General features: G+C 62.3%; 17 protein-coding genes. 4 read left to right on the forward strand and 13 right to left on the reverse strand.

Annotation, left to right across the window (positions count from 1 at the left end; genetic code table 11):
* Positions 1–74 precede the first annotated feature (74 nt).
* Positions 75–824, forward strand: a complete 750-nt coding sequence (locus OSJ75_RS07980; protein ID WP_267227468.1) for an SDR family NAD(P)-dependent oxidoreductase — start codon at positions 75–77, stop codon at positions 822–824.
* Between the two features lie 132 nt (positions 825–956).
* Here OSJ75_RS07980 and xylA read toward each other — a convergent pair whose 3' ends face one another.
* Genes xylA through OSJ75_RS07995 form a run of 3 tightly spaced genes read right to left on the reverse strand, consistent with a single transcriptional unit; the run spans position 957 to position 4,975 of the window.
* Entirely contained in the window at positions 957–2,267 is a 1,311-nt protein-coding gene (gene xylA / locus OSJ75_RS07985; protein ID WP_250019405.1) for a xylose isomerase, read from the reverse strand.
* Entirely contained in the window at positions 2,264–3,718 is a 1,455-nt protein-coding gene (xylB, locus tag OSJ75_RS07990; protein ID WP_250019404.1) for a xylulokinase, read from the reverse strand. The genes xylA and xylB overlap by 4 nt, the downstream gene beginning before the upstream one ends.
* Positions 3,719–3,733: 15 nt before the next feature.
* On the reverse strand, positions 3,734–4,975 hold the full coding sequence (locus OSJ75_RS07995; protein ID WP_267227469.1) for an ROK family transcriptional regulator: 1,242 nt from the start codon (positions 4,973–4,975) through the stop codon (positions 3,734–3,736).
* Positions 4,976–5,184: 209 nt separating this feature from the next.
* Here OSJ75_RS07995 and xylF point away from each other — a divergent pair, with 209 nt between their 5' ends.
* The 3 genes from xylF (at position 5,185) to OSJ75_RS08010 (ending at position 8,408) form a co-directional block, all read left to right on the forward strand.
* The gene (gene xylF / locus OSJ75_RS08000; protein WP_250019402.1) at positions 5,185–6,228 is read left to right on the forward strand and encodes a D-xylose ABC transporter substrate-binding protein; all 1,044 of its coding nucleotides are present in this window, start codon (positions 5,185–5,187) and stop codon (positions 6,226–6,228) included.
* A gap of 79 nt (positions 6,229–6,307) precedes the next feature.
* Positions 6,308–7,615: a sugar ABC transporter permease gene (locus OSJ75_RS08005; RefSeq protein WP_267227470.1), complete on the forward strand. Its 1,308-nt coding sequence runs from the start codon at positions 6,308–6,310 to the stop codon at positions 7,613–7,615.
* Between the two features lie 13 nt (positions 7,616–7,628).
* Positions 7,629–8,408 carry an ATP-binding cassette domain-containing protein gene (locus OSJ75_RS08010; RefSeq protein WP_250019400.1) on the forward strand — a complete coding sequence of 260 codons (780 nt, stop codon included), beginning with the start codon at positions 7,629–7,631 and terminating at the stop codon, positions 8,406–8,408.
* 50 nt (positions 8,409–8,458) lie between these two features.
* Here OSJ75_RS08010 and OSJ75_RS08015 read toward each other — a convergent pair whose 3' ends face one another.
* From OSJ75_RS08015 to OSJ75_RS08060, 10 genes are all read right to left on the reverse strand, one after another.
* Positions 8,459–9,037, reverse strand: coding sequence for a NifU family protein (locus OSJ75_RS08015; RefSeq protein WP_250019399.1), 579 nt, complete (start codon positions 9,035–9,037; stop codon positions 8,459–8,461).
* A gap of 90 nt (positions 9,038–9,127) precedes the next feature.
* Positions 9,128–9,616: a universal stress protein gene (locus tag OSJ75_RS08020; protein ID WP_250019398.1), complete on the reverse strand. Its 489-nt coding sequence runs from the start codon at positions 9,614–9,616 to the stop codon at positions 9,128–9,130.
* Positions 9,617–9,648: 32 nt separating this feature from the next.
* Positions 9,649–10,728, reverse strand: a complete 1,080-nt coding sequence (gene trpS, locus OSJ75_RS08025; RefSeq protein WP_267227471.1) for a tryptophan--tRNA ligase — start codon at positions 10,726–10,728, stop codon at positions 9,649–9,651.
* A gap of 171 nt (positions 10,729–10,899) precedes the next feature.
* Entirely contained in the window at positions 10,900–12,492 is a 1,593-nt protein-coding gene (gene murJ, locus OSJ75_RS08030; protein ID WP_267227473.1) for a murein biosynthesis integral membrane protein MurJ, read from the reverse strand.
* 1 nt (position 12,493) lies between these two features.
* Complete coding sequence (locus tag OSJ75_RS08035) at positions 12,494–15,307, reverse strand: [protein-PII] uridylyltransferase (RefSeq protein ID WP_250019395.1); 2,814 nt, start codon at positions 15,305–15,307, stop codon at positions 12,494–12,496.
* A 112-nt stretch (positions 15,308–15,419) separates the two neighbouring features.
* Positions 15,420–18,080 (reverse strand): DNA mismatch repair protein MutS, encoded by a 2,661-nt coding sequence (gene mutS / locus OSJ75_RS08040; RefSeq protein ID WP_267227514.1) that lies wholly within the window; start codon positions 18,078–18,080, stop codon positions 15,420–15,422.
* A 198-nt stretch (positions 18,081–18,278) separates the two neighbouring features.
* Complete coding sequence (locus tag OSJ75_RS08045; protein WP_416362532.1) at positions 18,279–19,118, reverse strand: GNAT family N-acetyltransferase; 840 nt, start codon at positions 19,116–19,118, stop codon at positions 18,279–18,281.
* 141 nt (positions 19,119–19,259) lie between these two features.
* Positions 19,260–19,751 (reverse strand): signal peptidase II, encoded by a 492-nt coding sequence (gene lspA, locus OSJ75_RS08050; protein WP_250019394.1) that lies wholly within the window; start codon positions 19,749–19,751, stop codon positions 19,260–19,262.
* Between the two features lie 6 nt (positions 19,752–19,757).
* Positions 19,758–20,621: a TrmH family RNA methyltransferase gene (locus tag OSJ75_RS08055; protein ID WP_250019393.1), complete on the reverse strand. Its 864-nt coding sequence runs from the start codon at positions 20,619–20,621 to the stop codon at positions 19,758–19,760.
* Positions 20,618–21,721 (reverse strand): class I SAM-dependent rRNA methyltransferase, encoded by a 1,104-nt coding sequence (locus OSJ75_RS08060; RefSeq protein ID WP_323748349.1) that lies wholly within the window; start codon positions 21,719–21,721, stop codon positions 20,618–20,620. Before OSJ75_RS08060 ends, OSJ75_RS08055 begins: the two co-directional genes overlap by 4 nt.
* Positions 21,722–21,787: the final 66 nt, after the last annotated feature.

Raw genomic sequence — 21,787 nt, forward strand, 5'->3', positions numbered from 1 at the left:
GATCAATGAGCGCGAAAACTTATGCCTCGATATTCCTGATGCTTTCGTCTATGGCTGGGACGGAGACCTAAATCATGACCGCTGATCAACCTCGCAAAGTCCTCGTTCTGACCGGCGCAAGCCGTGGCATCGGCCATGCCACAGTCAAACGTTTTTCCCAAGCCGGATGGCGCGTCATTACCTGTTCGCGCCAGGGTTTCGCCGATAATTGCCCATGGCCGGCAGGGCCGGAAGATCACATCAAGGTCGATCTTGCCGATCCTGTCGATGTCGAACATGCGGTGGCGGAGATAAGGCAGCGGCTGGCGAGCGAGGGCGGGCGCCTGAATGCGCTGGTCAACAATGCCGGTATCTCCCCGAAGAATGGCAAGGGCGAGCGTCTCGATTCGATCGCGACGCCGATGGACACGTGGATGAACGTCTTCCGCGTCAATTTCTTCGCACCCATCATGCTGGCTCGCGGGCTTTTCGCGGAGCTCGAAGCAGCCAAGGGATCGGTGGTGAACGTGACGTCGATCGCCGGCAGCCGGGTGCATCCCTTCGCCGGTACGGCCTATGCGACGTCCAAGGCAGCGCTGGCCTCGCTGACACGCGAGATGGCATCGGATTTCGGACCGCACGGCATTCGCGTCAATGCGATTGCACCGGGCGAGATCGACACCGCCATTCTATCGCCGGGTACGGACAAGCTGGTGGAGCATCTGCCGCTGCGCCGCCTCGGCAAGACGGCGGAAGTGGCGGAGACGATCTATTTCCTCTGCAGCGAAGCCTCGTCCTATGTCACGGGCTCCGAAATCCACATCAATGGCGGCCAGCACGTCTGAGCCCTGCGGGCATCGCTGGCACGGAAAATGCGACATCGTGCCTGATAAAGAAGCGGGCGACAGAAGCACCGGAACCATGTCCCGGCCCTTCTTGCCGCCCGCTTTGGATTCACGTCGATCCGAACGCCAGCGTCAGACGTAGCGGTTGGCGATATTCTCCAGATATTCCTGGCGGCCGGATTTGGGCTTCGGCTGGAGATTGCTGCTTTCCACCTTGGCGGCGATTTCCTCGAGCGACAATTTGCCGGAAAGCATCGCCTGTGCCTCGGGCTTGGACCAGCCGGCATAGCGGTCTTCGACGAAGCCGGAAAGGACCTTGTCCTCGAACATCGCCGCCGCTGCCTTCAGGCCGCGCGCGCAAGTGTCCATGCCGCCAATATGGGCGATCAGCAGGTCCTGCGGGTCGAGCGACTGCCGGCGAAGCTTGGAGTCGAAATTGGTGCCGCCGGTGGTAAAGCCGCCCGCCTTCAATATCTCGTAATAGGCGAGGGCGACTTCCGGAACATTGTTCGGGAACTGGTCCGTGTCCCAGCCGGACTGGTAGTCGTTGCGGTTCATGTCGATCGAACCGAAGACGCCCAATGCAGCCGCCGTGGCAAGCTCATGCTCGAAGGAGTGGCCGGCAAGGATGGCGTGGCCCTGTTCGAGGTTGAGCTTCACCTCGTTTTCGAGGCCGAACCGCTTGAGGAAGCCGTAGACGGTGGCTGCATCATAATCATATTGATGCTTGGTCGGCTCCTGCGGCTTCGGCTCGATCAGGATGGTGCCCTTGAAGCCGATCTTGTGCTTGTAATCGACCACGAGGCTGAGGAAGCGGCCCATCTGGTCGAGCTCGCGCTTCATGTCGGTGTTGAGCAGGGTCTCGTAGCCCTCGCGGCCGCCCCACAGCACATAGTTCTCGCCGTTCAGCTTCTGCGTGACGTCCATGCAGGTTTTGACCGTCGCTGCGGAGTAGGCGAAGACATCCGGATCGGGATTCGTCGCTGCACCCGCCATGTAGCGCCGGTTGGAGAACAGGTTCGCTGTTCCCCAGAGCAGTTTCGTGCCGGTCTTTTCCATCTTGGCCGCGAAATAATCGGCGATTTCATGCAGGCGCTTATTGCTTTCGGCAATCGTCTCGCCCTCGGGGCGAACATCGGCATCGTGAAAGCAGAAATAGGGCGCGCCGAGAAGGCTGAACATCTCGAAGGCCACATCGGCCTTGAGCTTCGCGCCATCCATGGTCTCGTTGAACCATGGCCGCTCGAACGTCTGCCCGCCGAAGGGATCGCCGCCCGGCCAGACGAAGGAATGCCAATAGGCAACCGCAAAGCGGAGATGGTCTTCAAGACGCTTGCCGAGAACGATCTCGTCCGGATTGTAGAAACGGTAGGCTAGTGGATTGGTGCTGTCCGGTCCCTCGTATTTAACCGGGGTGACATCACCGAAAAATCCGCTGCTCATGATTGAACTCCTTTTAGTGCTGGATATAGGGCGTGATAATGTTGATAGGCGGCATCGAAGGCCGGTTTCAGTGCAAGATCCGGCTCGATCGTTGCTTCGATGGCGGGTGCGCTGCAGATTTCCATGGGCTCGGCATTCTCCGCGGCGATCAGGCCGAGGCGGGCTGCGCCGAAGGCTGCGCCGAAATCCCCGTCCGCCGGCACGTCGACCGGCAGGCCGAGGGCCGTCGCTATGGTCTTGAGCCAGTATTGCGACCGCGAGCCGCCGCCGACGGCAGTCACGCGATCGAGCTTCGTGCCGGCAGCGGCGAGCGCCTGAAGGCAGTCGCGGAAGGCGAAGGCAACGCCTTCGAGCACCGCCTGGGTCAGCGCCGCGCGGTCGCTGGCATGTTCGAGGCCATGGAACGAGCCCCTGATGCTGGAATCGTTCAGCGGCGTGCGCTCGCCGGAGAGATAGGGGAGGAACCTCACGCGCGACGGCTCGCGCAAGGCCGCGCCAAGCTCTTCCGTCAGCTCCGCCGGCTTGCAGGAGGTGATCCCCGCATACCAGTTGAGGGCATCGGTGGCCGAAAGGATGACGCCCATCTGGTGCCATGTGGCCGGCAGCGCGTGACAGAAGGCATGGACGGCACTTTCGGGATTGGGAAGATAGGCGCGATTGGCCGCAAAGAGGACGCCGGACGTGCCGAGCGAAACGAAGGCATGGCCCTCGCCGACGGTCCCCATGCCGCAGGCCGAGGCCGCATTGTCGCCGGCGCCGCCGGCAACCACGACATTCCTGCCCATGCCCCAGCGCGCCGCAAGTTCTGGCTTGAGCGTCCCCGAAACCTCGGTGCCCTCGACGAGGGATGGCATGGCATCGAGTCCGAGTTCCGTGGCTTCGAGCAGCTCAGCCGACCATGCCCGTTCGCGTACGTTCAGCCATGAGGTGCCGGAAGCATCGGACATGTCGGATGCATATTCGCCGGTCAGCCACAACCGCAGATAATCTTTCGGCAGGAGCACGCGACGCAGCCTGGCGAACAGCTCCGCCTCGTGCCGCCGCACCCAGGCAACCTTCGGCGCCGTGAAGCCCGGAAAGACGATGTTGCCGGTCAGCTCGCGGAAGCGCGGATCGCCGTCGAGTTCCGCCGCTTCGACATGGCTGCGCGTATCGTTCCACAACATGCAGGGACGAAGCACGTTGTCGCTCTCGTCCAGAAGCGTCGCGCCGTGCATCTGACCCGAAAGGCCGATGCCCTTCACGGCGGCCAGCTCGCGCGGATGGTCGCGCTTCAGCGCATCCAGCGCGTCCTCGACAGCCCGGATCCATTCGGCCGGATCCTGTTCCGACCAGCCGGAATGGGGGCGGGAGACGTCCAGCGAGCCATTGCCGGAACCGATGATTGCCTGGTTGGCGTCGATGAGCAGCGCCTTGACGCCCGACGTGCCCAGATCAAGCCCGAGATACATGAAATCCTCCTGATATTACGCTGGAATGTCCCGCCTGACGGGCGCTTCTCCCGGCGCGAAATGATGGGTATCGAGATGTAGCAGGGATGTCATCATGCAGCCCTGCAGGATGAGCGGATGTTCATCCGGATAGCAGCGGATGGTGAGATCGTGCCCGGCACCCCACCCGGACGTGTCGGAAACGACCGCACGAAGTTCCTCTTCGATCAGGTCGAAGACGCCCGCGCCCGGACCGACGAGGGCGACGGGCACTGGATCGATGAGGGAAAACAGGCTGCGCAGGCCCGAGCCGATGGCCTGTCCTGCCTTGCGGAAGGCCTCCCGCTCGCTGCCCTCGGCAAGCCTTGCCCGTTCGGCCACCATGTAGAAGGCGGCAGGCTCGACATCGGGCGCGGGCAGGGCATCTTCGCCTTGCCCCGAAACGCGCCGCAATATGGCGTAGTCGCTGGCATAGGCCTCGATGCAGCCACGCCGGCCACAACGGCACAGGGCACCTTTCGGTGCGTGCAGCATGTGGCCGAATTCCGCCGCGGAGGAATAGGCGCCGAGAAACGGCTTGCCCTTGAGATAGAGTCCCATGCCGATGCCGTGGGAAAGCAGGATCGCGGCGAAATCTTCCGTATAATGCCCCGGATCGGTCCAGCGCAGCGCCTCGGCGATCATGCTGCAATCATTGGCGACGGAGACCGCCACGCCATACCGTTTGCTGAGCGCGTCGCCAAAGCCGATATTGCCGTCCGGCGTGATCGGCGACCACAGCATGGAAGAGCTCCCCGCATCGGTGACGCCCTGTACCCCCATGGAAATGTGCAGCAGCGGTCCCGCATCGGCCGGCCTCGCCTCCAGCAGCCGGTCCAGCATGGCGCACATCATGCGCGTCAGGTCCAGCGTCGTCGCATCGAGCGTCGGTGTACGCCGGTGCTCCTCGCCGATCACGTCGCCGCGATAGTCGAAGAGCACGACATGGACGAGGTTGAGCGCGAGTTCGATCGTCGCCACGGTCGCCGCGCCTGAGTTCAACGAAAGCGCGATCTGTGGCCGGCCACGCCGGTTGGCGGCCGGATCGCCATCGGGATTGTGCCCGATGATGCCTTCCGAAATCAGCGCCGTCGTGATGGCCGAAACCGTCGAAGGGCTGAGCCCGGTACGCGCGGCGATGTCTGTCCGCGATGCCGAACCATGTTGCCGCAAAGAGCTCAGCACGAGGCGCCTGTTCTGGCGCCTTACATCGTCCGGCCGTGCGATCTCCTCCAGCAACAAATCGACCTCCTCCCGAAATCTTTTTTGTGCATCGCAAAAATTATTGTTGCATTGCAATAGGTTACGTTTCCAAAATGCAAGTTGACACGGAATTCGTTTTAAGTCACTATTTTTTTCGAGCCTCGAAATAAAGAGGTTTGATGCGGAAGCCGGAGGCAAAAGGCGCCGCGCAGGGTCAACGTGCCACGTGCACCTGGGAGGGTTACATGAAGAAATTTGCAACCGCAGTGGCGGGAGCGGCGATACTCGCTGCCTCGTTTTCAGCGCCTGTGTTGGCCAAGGACAAGGTGATCGGCGTATCCTGGTCGAATTTCCAGGAAGAGCGTTGGAAGACCGACGAAGCAGCCATCAAGAAGGCGCTCGAGGCCAATGGCGACAAGTACATCTCCGCTGATGCGCAATCTTCCGCATCCAAGCAATTGACCGATGTGGAAAGCCTGATCTCGCAGGGCGCCAATGCCCTCATCATCCTCGCGCAGGATTCGAGCGCCATCGGGCCGGCAGTCGAGAAAGCTGTCGCCGAAGGCATTCCGGTCGTCGGCTATGATCGCCTGATCGAGAACAAGGACGCGTTCTACATCACCTTCGACAACAAGGAAGTCGGCCGCATGCAGGCCCGCGCCGTATTCGCCGTGAAGCCCGAGGGTAATTATGCCTTCATCAAGGGCAGCTCGGCCGATCCGAACGCGGATTTCCTGTTTTCGGGCGCGCAGGAGGTCCTGAAGGAGGCAATCGACTCCGGCAAGATCAAGAATGCCGGCGAGGCCTATACGGATGGCTGGCTTCCTGCCAATGCCCAGAAGAACATGGAGCAGTTCCTGACCGCCAATGACAACAAGATCGATGCTGTCGTTGCGGCCAATGACGGTACTGCCGGCGGCGCCATCGCCGCGCTGCAGGCCCAGGGCCTGGCCGGTTCCGTACCGGTTTCCGGACAGGATGCCGATTTCGCGGCGCTGAACCGCGTTGCGCTCGGCACGCAGACCGTCACGATCTGGAAGGACTCGCGTGAACTCGGTACGCAGGCCGCGGGCATTGCTTCCGCCCTTGCCGATGGCAAGAAGATGGAAGAGATTCCGAACGTCCAGAAGTTCGCGGGCGGCGCCAACAAGGTCGAGGTCAATGCCGTATTCCTCACGCCCGTACCGGTCACCAAGGACAATCTCAATGTCGTCATCGATGCCGGCTGGGTCGGCAAGGATGTGGTGTGCCAGGGCGTGAAGCCGGATACCGTCGCCGCTTGCAAATAAGACAAGATCGCCGAACATCATGCGCCGCTGGTCCCTTGGGCCAGCGGCGTTTAACGAACAAGACCCCGGGGAGAACCCAATGACCGATTCGTCTCTTGGCGTGGACCGTGCGCGCGCTTCCGAACTCGGCGCTGTTGCCCGCTTCTTCAAGGCGACCGAGCTCGACACACGCCTTCTCGGCATGATCGGTGCGCTGGTCATCATCTGGCTGGCCTTCCAGTTCCTGTCGGGCGGGCAGTTCCTGACGCCCCGCAACCTGTGGAACCTGTCGGTGCAGACTTCCTCCGTGGCCATCATGGCGACCGGCATGGTGCTCATCATCGTCACCCGCAATATCGATCTGTCGGTCGGCTCGATCCTCGGTTTCGTCGGCATGATCATGGGTGTCGCGCAGGTGGAAATCCTGCCGAAGCTCATCGGTTTCGAACATCCTGCCACCTGGCTCATCGCGCTGGGCGTCGGCATCGTCGCCGGTGGCTTCATCGGCGCGTTCCAGGGCTTCGTCATTGCCTTTCTCGGCGTTCCCGCTTTCATCGTGACGCTCGGCGGCCTCCTTGTCTGGCGCGGCGCCGCATGGTGGGTCACGTCCGGCCGGACGGTCGCGCCGATGGATTCCACCTTCCGCCTCATGGGCGGCGGGCCGGATGGTTCGATCGGGTCCACATGGAGCTGGGTGGTTGCGGTCATCGCCTGCGTTGCGATCGTCGTCATGGTCCTCAACAGCCGCCGCCAGCGCAAGCGCTTCAACTTCCCGCGCCGCCCCATCTGGGCCGAGACGCTGATGACCGCCATCGGCTGTGGCCTCGTTCTCGGCGCGGTGGCGCTCGCCAATGCCTATTACTGGCCGATCGGCATCGTCCGCCGCTATGCGGAGGCCAACAATATCACCATCCCCGAAGGGGGAATCTTCATCTCGCACGGTATCGCCGTGCCGGTCCTGATAGCGGTGGCGACCGGCCTGGTGATGACGTTCGTCACGACCCGCACACGCTTCGGCCGCTATGTCTTCGCGATGGGCGGCAATCCGGAGGCGGCCGACCTCGCAGGCATCAATACCCGCTGGGTCACGATGAAGATATTCATCATCATGGGCGTGCTCTGCGCCATCGCCAGCGCCGTTTCGACGGCCCGGCTCAATGCGGCCACCAATGCGCAGGGAACACTCGACGAATTGCTGACGATCGCCGCTGCCGTCATCGGCGGAACATCGCTGGCCGGTGGTGTCGGCACGATCGCCGGGGCCATGATCGGTGCGCTGCTCATGCAGTCGCTGAGCTCCGGCATGGTGCTTCTCGGCCTCGATACGCCGCTGCAGAACATTGTCGTCGGCGTGGTGCTCGTCATCGCCGTCTGGCTCGACACGATCTATCGGCGCCGCACGGCTTGAGGGAGAAATAGACATGGCAGATACGCAAACAGCTCTCATCGAGATGGAAAACATCTCCATCGCGTTTGGCGGCATCCGGGCCGTGGACGGCGCTTCGGTGGATCTCTATCCCGGCGAGGTCGTTGCCCTTCTCGGCCATAACGGCGCGGGAAAATCGACCCTCATCAAGATATTGTCGGGTGCATACAAGCGCGACAGCGGCACAATACGCGTCAATGGCGAGGAAGCGTCGATCAGCAATCCGCGCGATGCGAAGGCCTATGGCATCGAAACGATCTACCAGACGCTGGCGCTGGCAGACAATGTCGATACCGCCGCCAATCTCTATCTCGGCCGCGAGCTGATGACCCCCTGGGGCACGCTCGACGACGTCGCCATGGAGCACAGCGCGCGTGAGGTGATGGGCCGGCTCAACCCGCGGTTCCAGCGTTTCAAGGACCCGGTGAAGGCGCTCTCCGGCGGCCAGAGGCAATCGGTGGCCATTGCGCGGGCGATCCTGTTCAATGCGCGCATCCTGATCATGGATGAGCCGACGGCAGCCCTCGGGCCGCAGGAGACGGCGCAGGTAGGCGAATTGATCAAGCAGCTGAAGAGCGAGGGGCTCGGCATCTTCCTCATCAGCCACGACATCCACGATGTCTTCCACCTCGCGGATCGCGTGGCTGTCATGAAGAATGGCCAGGTCGTCGGCACCGCCAAGGTCGGCGACGTCAATGAGGACGAGGTGCTGGGGATGATTATCCTCGGCAAATGCCCGCCCGGCGCCATACCCGGCCCGGGGGCGGTGAACTGACAAGAAAAAGGCCGCACAAGCGGCCTTTTTTCATTCGAGGATCGGCGCGATCAGATCGCTTCGACCTGCTGCACTTCCGGGACGAAATGCTTCAGCAGGTTCTGGATGCCGTGCTTGAGCGTCGCGGTGGAAGACGGGCAGCCGGAGCACGCGCCGCGCATGTGCAGGAAAACGGTGCCGTTCTCATAGCCGCGGAAGGTGATGTCGCCGCCATCCTGCGCAACCGCAGGGCGGACGCGGGTCTCGAGCAGTTCCTTGATCGTATCGACGATTTCCGTATCCGCCGTGTCGAAGAACTCGCCATCCTCGCCCTCATGGGCGCTGGCAGCGGCTGCCGCGGCATTGGCCATGACTGGCGCGCCGGACATGAAATGCTCCATGATGGCGCCGAGGATCGCCGGCTTCAGGTGCTGCCATTCCGGCCCTTCCGTCTTGGTGACGGTGACAAAATCATATCCGAAGAACACGCCCGTCACGCCGGGGACGGCGAAGATCTTGGCGGCGAGCGGCGAAGTCTCGCTGGCGCTGGCCGCGTCACGGAAATCGGCGGTGCCTTCTTCCAGAACCACTTTGCCTGGCAGGAATTTCAGGGTCGCAGGATTGGGCGTCGCTTCGGTCTGGATAAACATGGCGCGTCTCGCATCTAGTTTAGAATAATTCAAAGACGGATATAGGCCTTTAAACCATTCTCTTCAAGTCAAGATTAGCATGAAACGCGATCAGGTGATCGCGTCTATGTCCTCGTCTGACAGATTGTAGGGAACGACGGTGACGGGAATGGAAAAACCGTCCTTTCCGGCCAGCGATTGCACCAGTGGTCCCGGGCCTTCCTTGCCGGAGCCCGCCGCCAGCACGAGGATGGCGATGTCCTGGTCTTCCTCGATCTGTTTCTGGATTTCCTCGGAGGTGACGCCCTCGCGCACGACGAGCTCGGATTCGATGCCGATTTCCTCGCGCACCTTCGCCGCGAACTTGCTGAGCGTCGAATGCGCCGTTTCCTGTGCCTCGGCACGCATGATCTGCTCGACACCGAGAAAGGCCTGGAAATCGGCCGTATCGATGACGAACAGCAGCAACAGCGTGCCGCCCGTCGTCTTGGCTCTGCGCGCGGCATAGGCGACCGCCCGCTCGCATTCGGGCGTTTCGTCAATGATGGCCAGGAATTTGCGCCTGTGGCCCTCTTCGCGACTGAGACGTCTGGATACCATGGTTTCGACCTGTCCTTGGCTTTATCCCGGGCTTAGTCCTGCAGGAAGCCGACAATATCGCGAACATTGCGCATTGTCGCCTCCGCCAGCACGCTTGCACGTTCGCCGCCCTGCTTCAAGACCGCGTCGACATAGCCGGGATCGGCGGAAATACGGCGCATTTCGCTGGCGATCGGGCCGAGTTTGGCCACGGCGAGATCGGCGAGGGCGGGCTTGAACACGGAAAATTGTTGGCCGCCGAAATCGCGCAGGACGCTTTCCTTGTCCGTATCGGTCAGGGCTGCATAGATGCCGACGAGATTGTCTGCCTCGGGGCGGGCGGCGAGGCCCTCTACATCGGATGGCAGTGGTTCGGAATCGGTCTTGGCCTTGCGGATCTTCTTCGAGATCGTGTCGGGATCGTCGATGAGGTTGATGCGCGACAGATCTGATGGATCGGATTTCGACATCTTCTTGGTGCCGTCGCGCAGGCTCATCAGCCGCGCCGCCGGTCCGCCGATCACCGGCTCCGTGAGCGGGAAATAGCTGGAGATGGTCTCGTCACCGGATTTCGTCTCCATGCCAAGGCCGAGTTCGGCGATGCGATCGGAGAAATCGACGTTGAATTTCTGCGCGATGTCGCGGGTCAGCTCCAGGTGCTGCTTCTGGTCTTCGCCCACCGGCACATGGGTGGCGCGGTAGACCAGGATGTCGGCGGCCATCAGGTTGGGATAGGTGAAAAGCCCAACGGAGGCATTCTCGCGATCCTTGCCCGCCTTGTCCTTGAACTGGGTCATCCGGCTCAGCCAGCCCATGCGGGCAACGCAGTTGAACACCCAGGCAAGCTCCGCATGCTGCCGCACACGGCTCTGGTTGAAGACGATGTGCTTCTGCGGATCGACGCCGGCGGCGAGGAAGGCCGCGGCCACCTCGCGCGTATTGCGCATGAGTTCCGCTGGCCCGCCCCACACCGACATTGCCTGCGTGATCGCATGCTGGTCGACCACGCAATAGATGCAATTATTGTTTTCCTGCAGGGCGACCCAGCGCTTGATGGCGCCGAGATAATTGCCGAGATGCAGATTTCCGGTGGGCTGTACGCCGGAGAAAACGAGCGGTTCGAACATGCTCATGGATCGTCCCTTGGATAGATATGGCCAGCCATCATGGCCGGTATTGTCGCGGTTTCTGGCAGAGCAGGACACAAGGTTCAAGCCCCTGCACCCTTAGAGCGTTTCCGGATCAGATGGAAGCGGTCCGCGTGAGCAAATCGCACGGTACGCGCAAGAGGCCGGTCCGCGCCCTCATTCCGGACCGTCCTTCGGTGTCGCGGCCTTGCCGCCGCGCCTGATATTGCGCCGGATCATGCCGAGGCTTGCCCCGCCGGTGCCGAAGGCAAGGGCGAAATAGAGGATCATGGCAATGACGATGAGCCCCAGCACGCCCGCCGCCTGCATGTGCAGCGGCGCGGTGGATGCGATATAGGGCGCGGCATAATCGATGGCATAGGACAATGCGACTGCCATGATCGCCGCTGCAATGACGAGGCGGGGTATGCGCGACACCAGCGCGATATCGCGACCCCAGTGGCCGCGCCAGAGCAGGGTGGCGAAAAGCAGCATGGCGTTGACCCAGCCGGCAGTCACCTCCGCCGTGGCAATGCCGGATTCGGCCATATAGGGGAACAGCGTGATTGCCATCGCCACATTGATCACGACCGACACGGCCGCATAGATCATTGGCGTCTTCGTGTCCTCGCGGGCGAAGAAACCGGGAATGAACGCCTTGATGAGGACGAAGGCGGGCAGGCCAAGTCCGTAGACGGCAAGGATATTGGCGACGCGGCGCGTCGATTCGGCGGTGAACTCGCCGCGCTCGAGCAGCAGGCGGATGATCGGCTCGGACATGACGAGGAGTGCGGCGGCGGCGGGCAGCGTCAGGAACAGGATGAATTCGACCGAACGGTTCTGGAGATTTCCGGCTTCCGTCAGATTGCCCGAGCGCAGCGCACGCGCAAGTTCCGGCAGAAGCACGGTCGCGACGGCAATGCCGACGACGCCGAGCGGCAGCTGGTAGACCCGGTCCGCATTGGCGAGCGCAGTCACCGCGCCGCTGCTTCCCGAGGCGATAGCGGTATTCACGAGAAGATTGATCTGGGTGATGCCGCCGGTGATCGCCGCGGGCAGCGCCAGCACCAGCAGCCGCTTGACGTTGGCAGTCAGGCGCGGACGCCGGAAGCCGATGGAAATGCCCGCATGGCGCACGGCGAACCACACGATGGCGAGTTGCACCAGCCCCGCAGCCATCACGCCCCAGGAAAGCCCATAGCCGATCGCGATCGGATCATGACCCGCATACCAGGCATAGGCCAGTACGGCGATCAGGATGATGTTGAGAAAGACCGGGGCGACGGCGGCGGCGAAATAGCGGTGCAGCGAATTCAGCATGCCGCCCATCATGGCCGCCAGCGACATGCAGGCGAGATAGGGGAACATGATGATCGCCATCGATACCGTATTGTCGAATTTCGACGGGTCGTCGGCAAAGCCCGGCGCGATCACCAGTCGCACGAGCAGGGGCATTGCGAGCTCCATGAGGATCGTCAGCGCCATCAACACGCTGAACAGGACCCCGAATACCTCCTCGGAGAAGCGTTTTGCCCCGTCAAGGCCATTGGCCTCGATCTCCTTGGCGAAAAGCGGGACGAAGGCGGCGTTGAACGCGCCCTCGGCGAAGAGCCGCCGGAACGTGTTGGGGAAGCGGAACGCGGCGTTGAAGGCATCGGCCACGGGGCCGGTTCCGAGCGCCGCCGCCATCATCATTTCCCGGGTGAGCCCGAAGATCCGACTCATCAGGGTGCCGGACGCCACCGTCGCGAATTTCTTGACAAGGCTCATGCTAATCTGCCGACACGAGGATATTGCCGCGCTGCGGCTGCGCGGTGATGATATCGCCCTCGCCGAAGAGGGCGAGCAGCTTCTTGCGGATGCGGCCCTGACGCGCGGTATTGGTCACCTGATGGCCGACCAGATCGGTGACGTAGAACACATCGATCACTTTCTCGCCGAAGGTGGTCACGTGGGCGGAGGCGATGTCGAGCGAAAGATCGGAGATCGTACCGGTGATCTCGGAAAGAAGCCCGGGCCGATCCAGCCCCTCCACTTCGATGACGGTGAATTTATGCGACAGCGAATTGTGGATTTCGACGCGCGGCGTGATGGTGAAGGCCTTGGCGGCGCGCTTGGGCTTGGTGCGTGCCGCAAGCATTTCCGGCAGGTAGGATTTGCCCGAAAGCACGTCCTCGATGAGGCGGCCAACGCGCGTCGCCCGCCGTCTCTCATCGTCGTCGGTCGGGAATTCGCGGCTGATCAGGATCGTGTCGAGCGCCCGCCCGTCGCTGGTGGTGAAGATCTGCGCATCGACGATATTGGCCCCGGCCGCGGCGCAGGCTCCCGCTATGATGGAGAGCAGCCGTGGATGATCGGGCGACAATACGGTGATTTCCGTCACGCCCTCGAAATCATGCGTCTTGACCATGGTGGCGAGCGTCTTTCCAGCCGCATCGGAATCGCGGACGAAACCGGCATGGCGCAGCTGGTCGTCGACGCTCACGGTCAGGAGATAGTTCTGGTAATGCAGGGCGAGATAGGCCTGCTTCTCCGCCTGCGGCCAGGATGACAAAGCATGTTCGAGCCGCGCCCGCGCATGGTCGGTGCGCTCCTTGCGCGAAACTTCCGAGAAGCCGCCGGTCAGCAGCAGTTCGGTCTCGTAGAACAGGTTGCGCAGCAGCTGCCCTTTCCAGCCGTTCCACACGCCCGGGCCCACCGCCTTGATATCGCAGATGGTGAGGATCAGCAGCAGCTTCATGCGGTCGAGCGTCTGGACGATCTCGGCGAAATCCTCGATCGTCTTGCGGTCGTTGAGGTCGCGCGACTGGGCGACCATGCTCATGGTGAGATGATGTTCGACCAGCCAGGAAACGGTCTGCGTATCGGCTTTCGACAGGCCGAGTCGCGGGCACAGCCGCTTGGCGATGCGCGCGCCGGCAATGGAATGATCCTCAGGCCTGCCCTTGGCGATATCGTGCAGGAGGAGGGCGACGTAGATCAGCCTGCGGTCCTTCTTGAGGCCGGGCATGATCTGGTTGGCAAGCGGATGTTCCTGTTCGAGATCGCCATGCTCGATCTCGGAAAGAACCGCGATGCAGCGCAGCAGATGCTCGTCCACCGTATAATGGTGATACATGTTGAACTGCATCATGGCGACGATCTTGCCGAAGTCCGGGATGAACTTGCCGAGCACGCCGGATTCGTTCATCCGCCGCAGGATAAGCTCCGGATTGCGCTCCGAAGTCAGGACTTCGAGGAAGAGTTCGTTCGCCTCGGGATTGTCGCGCAGGTCCGACTTTATCAGTGACAGGGAGCGGGTAACGAGCTGCATCGCATCCGGGTGAAACTCCAGGCCGTGCTTGTCCGCAAGGTGGAACAGGCGGATGATGTTCACAGGGTCCTTCTGGAACACCCCATCATTGGCGATCGTAATGCGGTGATTGTCGACGACGAAATCGCTCGTCCCGGCGAGCTTGCGCTTGCGTCGCGAGAATGTGAGGAAAATCCGGTTGAAACCTGGAACATGTTTCGCCTGTTCCTCCTCCAGCGCCGCGCAGATGATGCGGGTGAGGTCGCCGACATTCTTGGCGACGAGGAAGTAGTGCTTCATGAAGCGCTCGACGTCGCGCTGGCCGGGATGCGCCGTATAGCCGAGACGGCGCGCGATCTCGCTCTGTATGTCGAAGGACAGGCGTTCCTCGGCCTTGCCGGTCAGGAAGTGCATGTGGCACCGCACCGCCCACAGGAGATCCTCGGCCTTGCGGAAGATATTGTGCTCGGCGCGCGAAAGGACCCCGAGCTTGACCAGTTCGTCGCTCGTCTTCACGCGGTAATAATATTTGGCGATCCAGAACAGCGTGTGCAGATCGCGCTGGCCGCCCTTGCCCTCTTTCACATTGGGCTCGACGAGATAGCGCGTCGCGCCGGACTTGCGGTGGCGGGCATCCCTTTCGGCGAGCTTTGCCTCGATGAAGGCAGGCCCGGTGCCCTCCACCACTTCTTCGTCGAAGCGCTTCACCAGCGTGTCGAAGAGTTCGCGATTACCGCAGACATAGCGCGCTTCGAGAATGCTGGTGCGGATCGTCATGTCCGAATGGGAGAGGCGGATGCACTCATCGAGATTGCGCGTGGCGTGGCCGATCTTCAGGCCCGTGTCCCAGAGCAGATAGAGGATATATTCGACCACCTGCTCGCCCCATGGCGTCTGCTTGTAGGGCAGCAGGAAGAGCAGGTCGATGTCCGATCCGGGCGCGAGACCGCCGCGGCCATAGCCGCCGACGGCCACCACCGTCATCCGCTCCGCCGTCGAAGGATTTATCGCGGGATAGACGTGGGCGATGGCGAAATCGTAGAGCGCGGTGATCAGCTGGTCCATGAGGAAGGAAAGCCGGACGGAGCAGCTTGTGCCATGCGCATCCTGCATCAGCATGGTTTCGGCCGATTTCCTGCCGGCTTCCAGCGTCTGCTTGATGAGCTGCAGCACGTCGTTGCGATCCACCGCTGCCTTGCCCTGCGCGGCTGCGGATTTTACCAGTTCCTCAAACTGCCGGCGCAATTTGGCCGGATTGACGATCTGTTCCAGTTTAAGGTCTGAGGCGCTCATGAACACGTTCTTATGAATGATGGCGCACGCTATAGCGCGAATTGGCGACAAACGAAACGATTACATTCGCGGGCGCCGCCCCGATACTTCAGGTCGTGCTTCAGGTCGCGCCTCAGGATGTCGGTGCGCCGGCGAGGCCTTTCAAGCGATAGAGCACTTCCAGCGCCTCGCGCGGCGTAAGTTCGTCCGGATTGACGGCGGAAAGCTCCGTCAGCACCGGCGCTTCGCGATTGGCCGGCTTCGGTAGCGGCTTCTGTTTCACCTCGACCGAGAAAAGCGGAAGGTCGTCGATGAGCTTGTCGGCCTTGCCCGAGTTGCCACCTTGTTCCAGCTGGTGCAGGACGTCCCTCGCCCGGTCCACCACGGCTTCCGGCAGGCCCGCAAGCCGCGCCACCTGCACGCCATAGGAGCGGTCGGCCGCGCCCTTGGCCACTTCATGCAGGAAGACGACATCGCCATCCCATTCCTTGACCCGCATCGTCACATTGCTGAGCCGCTCCAGCTTTTCCGACAGCGCGGTCATTTCGTGGAAATGCGTGGCGAAAATCGCCCGGCAGCCGTTTTTCTCGTGCAGGTATTCAACCGTGGCCCAGGCAATGGACAGTCCGTCGAACGTCGCAGTGCCACGGCCGATCTCGTCGAGAATGACCAGCGAACGCTCGCTCGCCTGGTTGAGGATCGCCGCCGTTTCCACCATTTCGACCATGAAGGTCGAACGCCCGCGCGCGAGATCGTCGGAAGCGCCGACGCGCGAGAACAGCCTGTCGACGATGCCGATATGAGCCGAGCCCGCCGGAACGAAGGAGCCCATCTGCGCCAGGATCGCGATCAGCGCATTCTGGCGCAGGAACGTCGATTTACCGCCCATATTCGGGCCGGTCAGCAGCCAGATCGCGCCGTTTCCGCTGTCTTTCGGCGAAAGATCGCAATCATTTGCCACGAATGGATTGGCCGCCTGCCTGCGAAGCGACTGCTCGACGACCGGGTGACGCCCGGCGACGATCTCGAAGGCGAGGCTGTCATCGACGCGCGGCCGGCAATAGCCCTGTTCCTCTGCAAGTTCGGCCAGCGCCGCAGCAACGTCAAGCGCCGCGAGCGCACTGGCGCCGGCGCGAATGGCGTCCGCATGGGCGATGGTTTCCTGAACCAGCGCGTCGAAAATGCCGAGCTCGATGGAAAGCGCCCGGTCGGCGGCGTTTGCGATCTTCGATTCGAGCTCCGCAAGCTCGGTCGTGGTGAAGCGCATGGCATTGGCGATCGTCTGCCGATGGATGAACTTGGCCTTGGCGTCAGCCGTATCGGTCATTACCGAGGCGTTGTTGGCCGTCACTTCGATGAAGTAGCCAAGCACATTATTGTGCTTGATCTTCAGGGTGCGAATGCCGGTCAGCTCCATATAGTCGGCCTGAAGACCGGCAATGACCCGGCGCGAATGATCGCGCAAGGCGCGCATCTCGTCGAGTTCCGCCTGGTAGGCAGGGCGGACGAAGCCGCCGTCGCGCTTGAGCAGCGGAAGCTCGTCCGCCAGGGCGCGGTCCAGATGCCCGGCGAAATCCACCGGCAGGCTGGCGAGGCAGTCACGCACGGAATTTAATTCCGTCGGCAGGTCCTGGCCCGCAAGAAGGCCGGCGATTTCAGCGGCTGCCTGCAGCCCGCGGGCGAGCGCTCCGAGATCGCGCGGCCCGCCGCGGCCGACGGCCAGCCGGGATAGCGCCCGCGGCGTGTCCGGCACGCCTTTCAGCGCCTCGCGGACAAGCTCCGCCAACTGCTGCTGCGACAGGAAAAACGATATGGAATCAAGCCTTGCGGCAATGGCCTGCACATCGGTCAGCGGCGACGTCAGCCGCTCGGCGAGCAGCCGCGCTCCGCCGCCGGTCGTGGTGCGGTCGATAGCCTTGAGCAGGCTGCCATCGCGCTTGCCGGACAGGGTGCGCAGCAGCTCGAGGTTTGCCCGTGTCGCCGGGTCGATGAAAAGCGTCGAGCCCTCGGATTCCCGCTCGGGTCGCATCAGCGGCGGCCGCTCGGCGAACTGGGTCTTTTCCACATAGGCGATGGCGCCGGAAATGGCGGCCAGTTCGGCGCGGGAAAACTGGCCGAAGCCATCGAGCGTGCTGACATTGAAATAGCGCTGGACCCGGTTTTCCGCCGTGGCGCTATCGAACAGGCTTGGCGGCTGCGGGGTGACGACACGGCCGAGAACATCGAAGACGCCGCGCAGCTCGGGATCGTGGAATACCGTATCGGCGACGATGAGTTCGCGGGGATCGATGCGCAATATGTCCGCCAGCAATCGCGACGGCTCGGTTTCGCCGACGCGGAACATGCCGGTCGAAATATCGATCCAGGCCAGGGCGAACTGGCCCTGTTCGGCGCCCTTCACCCGGCCGAGTGTCATCAGGTAATTGGCTTGCGATGGATCGAGCAGCTTCTCCTCGGTGATCGTACCGGGGGTCACCAGGCGGATGACATCGCGCTTGACGACGGATTTGGCGCCGCGTTTCCTTGCCTCCGCCGGGTCTTCTACCTGTTCGCAGACGGCGACGCGGAAGCCAAGCCCGATCAGCTTCTGCAGGTAGTCGTCGGCCGCATGCACCGGCACGCCGCACATCGGGATGTCCTGGCCGAGATGCTTGCCGCGCTTGGTCAGGGTGATGCCGAGCGCCCGCGATGCCTCCACGGCGTCGTCGAAGAACAATTCGTAGAAGTCGCCCATGCGGTAGAAGAGCAGACTGTCGGAATTGGTCGCCTTGATCTCGATATATTGCTCCATCATCGGCGTCGGGCGTGCCGACGGCTCGGAATCATACGTTGCTTGCGGCTCGATGATGGGTGTCAAGTCGTCCAAAACCTTCTCCTGAACCCTGAGGCGTTCAGGCGCAATTTAGCGCTCTTTGCCCAAGAGCACACCTCTGCAGGCTTCGAACCCCGCCTTCTCCACAGCTGATAATGGGCCGCAGGGTCTGGATCGCCGTCAGGCGAAGCGCTTCGCCTCGGCAGCGTAATGATTGATGTAGCGCTCGGAAATGCGGCTGACCGGAAGGATGATCAGCACGTCCGTGGTGCCGAAATCGCCATCCACCACCGCTCCGTCGCCGATCATCGCGCCAAGCCGCAGATAGCCCTTGATGAGCGGCGGCATCGCAAACAGCGCGACTTTCGGATTGATGGCCTCATTGGGCACGAGATCCATCGGCTGGTAAAGCGCCGGAAGCGCGCGCACGTCCCAGTCCGGCGTAGCGCGGCAATTGTGATGCAGGAAGGAAAGCGGCAGGGCATGCGCGGCCGGCACGGTGCCCTGGAACGAGGCACAGCCGAACATGACGCCGATGGAATGGTGGCGGCAATAGGTCCATATGCCTTGCCAGAGCAACTCGACGGTCCGCTTGGAACGATATTCCGGCAGTACGCAGGAGCGCCCGAGTTCGAGGAACCGCAGTTCCGGCTTGGCGGCGACGAGCCGCTCTATGTCATATTCGCCGGCGGAGTAGAAACCGCCGGTCTCGAAGGCCTTTTCCGACCGCAACAGCCGATAGGTGCCGACGATCTGCTTGTGCTTCGGCCCCGGGATGGCGGTGTCATAGACGAGGAGATGATCGCAGAACGGGTCGAAACGGTCGGCGTCCCGCTGTTCCAGCGTCGCGGAGCCGCGCGCGCCGAGCTCGTCGAAGAATACCTTGAAACGCAGCTGCTGGGACGATGCCACTTCATCCTCGGTTTGCGCCAGACACACTTCCAGCGTACCGATGCGGCCAAGCACCGATCCGAGCTGTATTGCCTTCAAGGGCGAAGGCGTTGAATCAACCTGCGACATCATCCCTTGATCTTTAGAGATTGAAGCAGGTTCAAGCAAGGCGATGTCCATGACGATTCGCTCTCTCAAGCAGTTGATTGCTGATGTACTTTGGCCTGAATACTACGGATCGATGACGACAGCATGACGCTGCCGACGCGCCTACTCGCCGCTGCGTGCGCGTCGCTCGCGCAGCCATACGGCCAGTTCCTCGAGGATCACCAGCGCCGCGCCTATGGAAATATAGGCATCCGCGAGGTTGAAGACCGCAAACGACCAGCTCGGCAGGTGGAACAGGACATAGTCGATCACATAGCCATGAAGGCTCCGGTCGATGAGGTTTCCGAGCGCCCCGCCAATGATCAGGGCAAAGCCGGCGCGGGAGATCCAGCGGGCGGTAGCCGTCGTCCACCACAGATAGCTGACGAAACCTATGACCGCCAATGTCAGCACGATCAGCGCCGTATCATGCAGATCGCTCAGCATCGAGAAGGCAATTCCATCATTATGGACGCGGAATAGCGCGAGAAATGGCAGGATATCGATCTGCTGGCGGTAATCCATGCCGGTTTCGACCAGATATTTGACGATCTGGTCGCTGGCGACCGCAAGCACGAGGATGAGCGCGAGGCTCTGGAAGCGATTGTCCTTCATGATGGGTCAGTCAGCCTTGTCGAGGGTGAGGGCGCCGCGCCTGATCTCGAACAGCATGACCCCGGTGGCGATCGCCAGATTGAGCGAATCGGCGCGTCCCTGCTGCGGAATGCGCGCCAGCCTGTCACAATTCTTTGCCAGCGTGTCGGGCAATCCCTGCTGTTCATTGCCCATCAGCAGGATCACCGGGCGGCCGGCATAATCGATCTTGCGGTAGTCGACGGCGCCCTTCAGATGCGTACCGACGACGAGCCCGCGGAAATCCTTGCGCCAGGCGAGGAATTCCTCCTCGCTGACCCGGGTGATCGGCATCGCGAATACGGAACCCATCGTTGCCCGCACCGTCTCCAGCGAAAACGGATCGGTCGTGTCGCCGATGAGGATGAGGCCTTTCGCACCCACGGCGTCCGCCGTGCGCAGGATCGTGCCGAGATTGCCCGGATCGCGCACCCGATCGAGCGCGATATAGACATCGTCGCCCTTCGGCTCGATGGCCGCCAGAGGCTGCAGTTTCTGCTGGAAGACGCCGACGACCATTTGCGGATTGTCGCGCCGGGTTATGGCGCCGATCACCTTTTCGCTCACTTCGAGCACGTCGCCGCCCTTGGCGATGGTCCGTGCGGCAACCTGTTCGACAGCCGCATTGCCCTTGCCGGCCTTGGAATAGACCAGCGTCCTGATCGTCCAGCCGAGATCCAGCGCGTCGATGACGAGCTTGAGGCCTTCCGCCAGGAACACCCGCTGCTGGTCGCGATATTTCTTCAGCGCCAGCGACCGCAATTCCTTGACGATGGGGTTGGTCAGGCTGGTGACTTCCTTGACCTTTCCGGGGCGGGCAATGCCCGGCTGCTGGTCGTCGATGCGGTTCATTTGGCGCTCCAGCGGCTGAAGAGTGAGGTAGACAGGGCGCGGCCGGCGGACCGTTCGCGCAGGATGAGTTCGCCGGATTGAAGATTGCCGCCAAGCCCGGTGAAGACGTCCCGCATCAGTTCGTGAATGGCGAAGAACGACGCCCGGATCGAATAGGCGGTGAGGACGACGGCGAGCGGCTGCGGCGTGAGGATGGAGCGGCACAGATCGACCATGTCGGGCAGATTGTCGAACAATTGCCAGACCTCGCCATTCGGGCCGCGGCCATAGGCGGGCGGATCGAGCAGGATGATGTCGTAGAAGCTGCCGCGGCGTTCCTCCCGCGCGACGAATTTCATGGCGTCTTCGCAGATCCAGCGTATCGGTTTGCCGCCGAGCCCTGCCATTTCCTGGTTTTCGCGGGCCCAGCCTATGGCTTTCCTGGAGGCATCCACATGGGTGACCTCGGCCCCGGCCCGGGCTGCCACCAGCGAGGCAACACCCGTATAGCCGAAGAGATTGAGGACGCGCACGGTTCGCCCGGCATTGCGGATGAGCGTCTCCATATGGTTCCAGTGCGTGCCCTGTTCCGGAAAGACGCCCACATGGCGGAACGAGGTGAAGCGCCCGAGAAACGGCATGCCCTCATGGGCGAGCGGCCATGTCTCTCCGAGTGGAACCTTGGGGAAGTGCCAGCGGCCGACCCCTTCCTCATCGGTATTGCCGGTGAATATGGCGTCTGCCTTGTCCCATTCGCGTCTGTCCCAGGCGGGCAGCCAGATGGCCTGTCCTTCCGGCCTCACGATGCGCAAGGGGCCGTATTGTTCGAGCTTGAGGCCGTTGCCGCTGTCGAGCAGCGCATAATCGGCCGATGGCTCGGTCTCGAGGATGATCGCCGTCTGCTCGCTCGGGCGCGGCCCCGTCCTGCGGGTGGTCAGCCGGGGAGCGGCATTCTCCGCCTGTACTGCCGCGCGCGCCGGAGCCGACTCGGACTGCGAGAGCTTGGCAAATTGCGGACGCGGGCGGCTCGATGGCGCACGGAAGGGCTTTGCATCCTTCGGCGCGCCGGTTTTCCCGCCGCTCGCCTTGGCCTTCCTGTTTTTCCCGCCGGCTGGTTTCAAGTCACGGTCCTTCGCAAATCTGTTCGAAGGTTCCTAAGCCAAGAGCATCGATGACGGAAGCAAAAA

Source organism: Phyllobacterium sp. 0TCS1.6A, from assembly GCF_026420825.1.
Lineage (GTDB): Bacteria > Pseudomonadota > Alphaproteobacteria > Rhizobiales > Rhizobiaceae > Phyllobacterium.

Excerpts from the sequence above, each read along its gene's own strand:
- OSJ75_RS07980 (WP_267227468.1), top strand. The coding sequence starts at position 75 with ATGACCGCTGATCAACCTCGCAAAGTCCTCGTTCTGACCGGCGCAAGC.
- xylA (WP_250019405.1), bottom strand. The coding sequence starts at position 2,267 with ATGAGCAGCGGATTTTTCGGTGATGTCACCCCGGTTAAATACGAGGGA.
- xylB (WP_250019404.1), bottom strand. The coding sequence starts at position 3,718 with ATGTATCTCGGGCTTGATCTGGGCACGTCGGGCGTCAAGGCGCTGCTC.
- xylF (WP_250019402.1), top strand. The coding sequence starts at position 5,185 with ATGAAGAAATTTGCAACCGCAGTGGCGGGAGCGGCGATACTCGCTGCC.
- OSJ75_RS08005 (WP_267227470.1), top strand. The coding sequence starts at position 6,308 with ATGACCGATTCGTCTCTTGGCGTGGACCGTGCGCGCGCTTCCGAACTC.
- OSJ75_RS08010 (WP_250019400.1), top strand. The coding sequence starts at position 7,629 with ATGGCAGATACGCAAACAGCTCTCATCGAGATGGAAAACATCTCCATC.
- OSJ75_RS08015 (WP_250019399.1), bottom strand. The coding sequence starts at position 9,037 with ATGTTTATCCAGACCGAAGCGACGCCCAATCCTGCGACCCTGAAATTC.
- OSJ75_RS08020 (WP_250019398.1), bottom strand. The coding sequence starts at position 9,616 with ATGGTATCCAGACGTCTCAGTCGCGAAGAGGGCCACAGGCGCAAATTC.
- trpS (WP_267227471.1), bottom strand. The coding sequence starts at position 10,728 with ATGAGCATGTTCGAACCGCTCGTTTTCTCCGGCGTACAGCCCACCGGA.
- murJ (WP_267227473.1), bottom strand. The coding sequence starts at position 12,492 with ATGAGCCTTGTCAAGAAATTCGCGACGGTGGCGTCCGGCACCCTGATG.
- OSJ75_RS08035 (WP_250019395.1), bottom strand. The coding sequence starts at position 15,307 with ATGAGCGCCTCAGACCTTAAACTGGAACAGATCGTCAATCCGGCCAAA.
- mutS (WP_267227514.1), bottom strand. The coding sequence starts at position 18,080 with ATGATGGAGCAATATATCGAGATCAAGGCGACCAATTCCGACAGTCTG.
- OSJ75_RS08045 (WP_416362532.1), bottom strand. The coding sequence starts at position 19,118 with ATGTCGCAGGTTGATTCAACGCCTTCGCCCTTGAAGGCAATACAGCTC.
- lspA (WP_250019394.1), bottom strand. The coding sequence starts at position 19,751 with ATGAAGGACAATCGCTTCCAGAGCCTCGCGCTCATCCTCGTGCTTGCG.
- OSJ75_RS08055 (WP_250019393.1), bottom strand. The coding sequence starts at position 20,621 with ATGAACCGCATCGACGACCAGCAGCCGGGCATTGCCCGCCCCGGAAAG.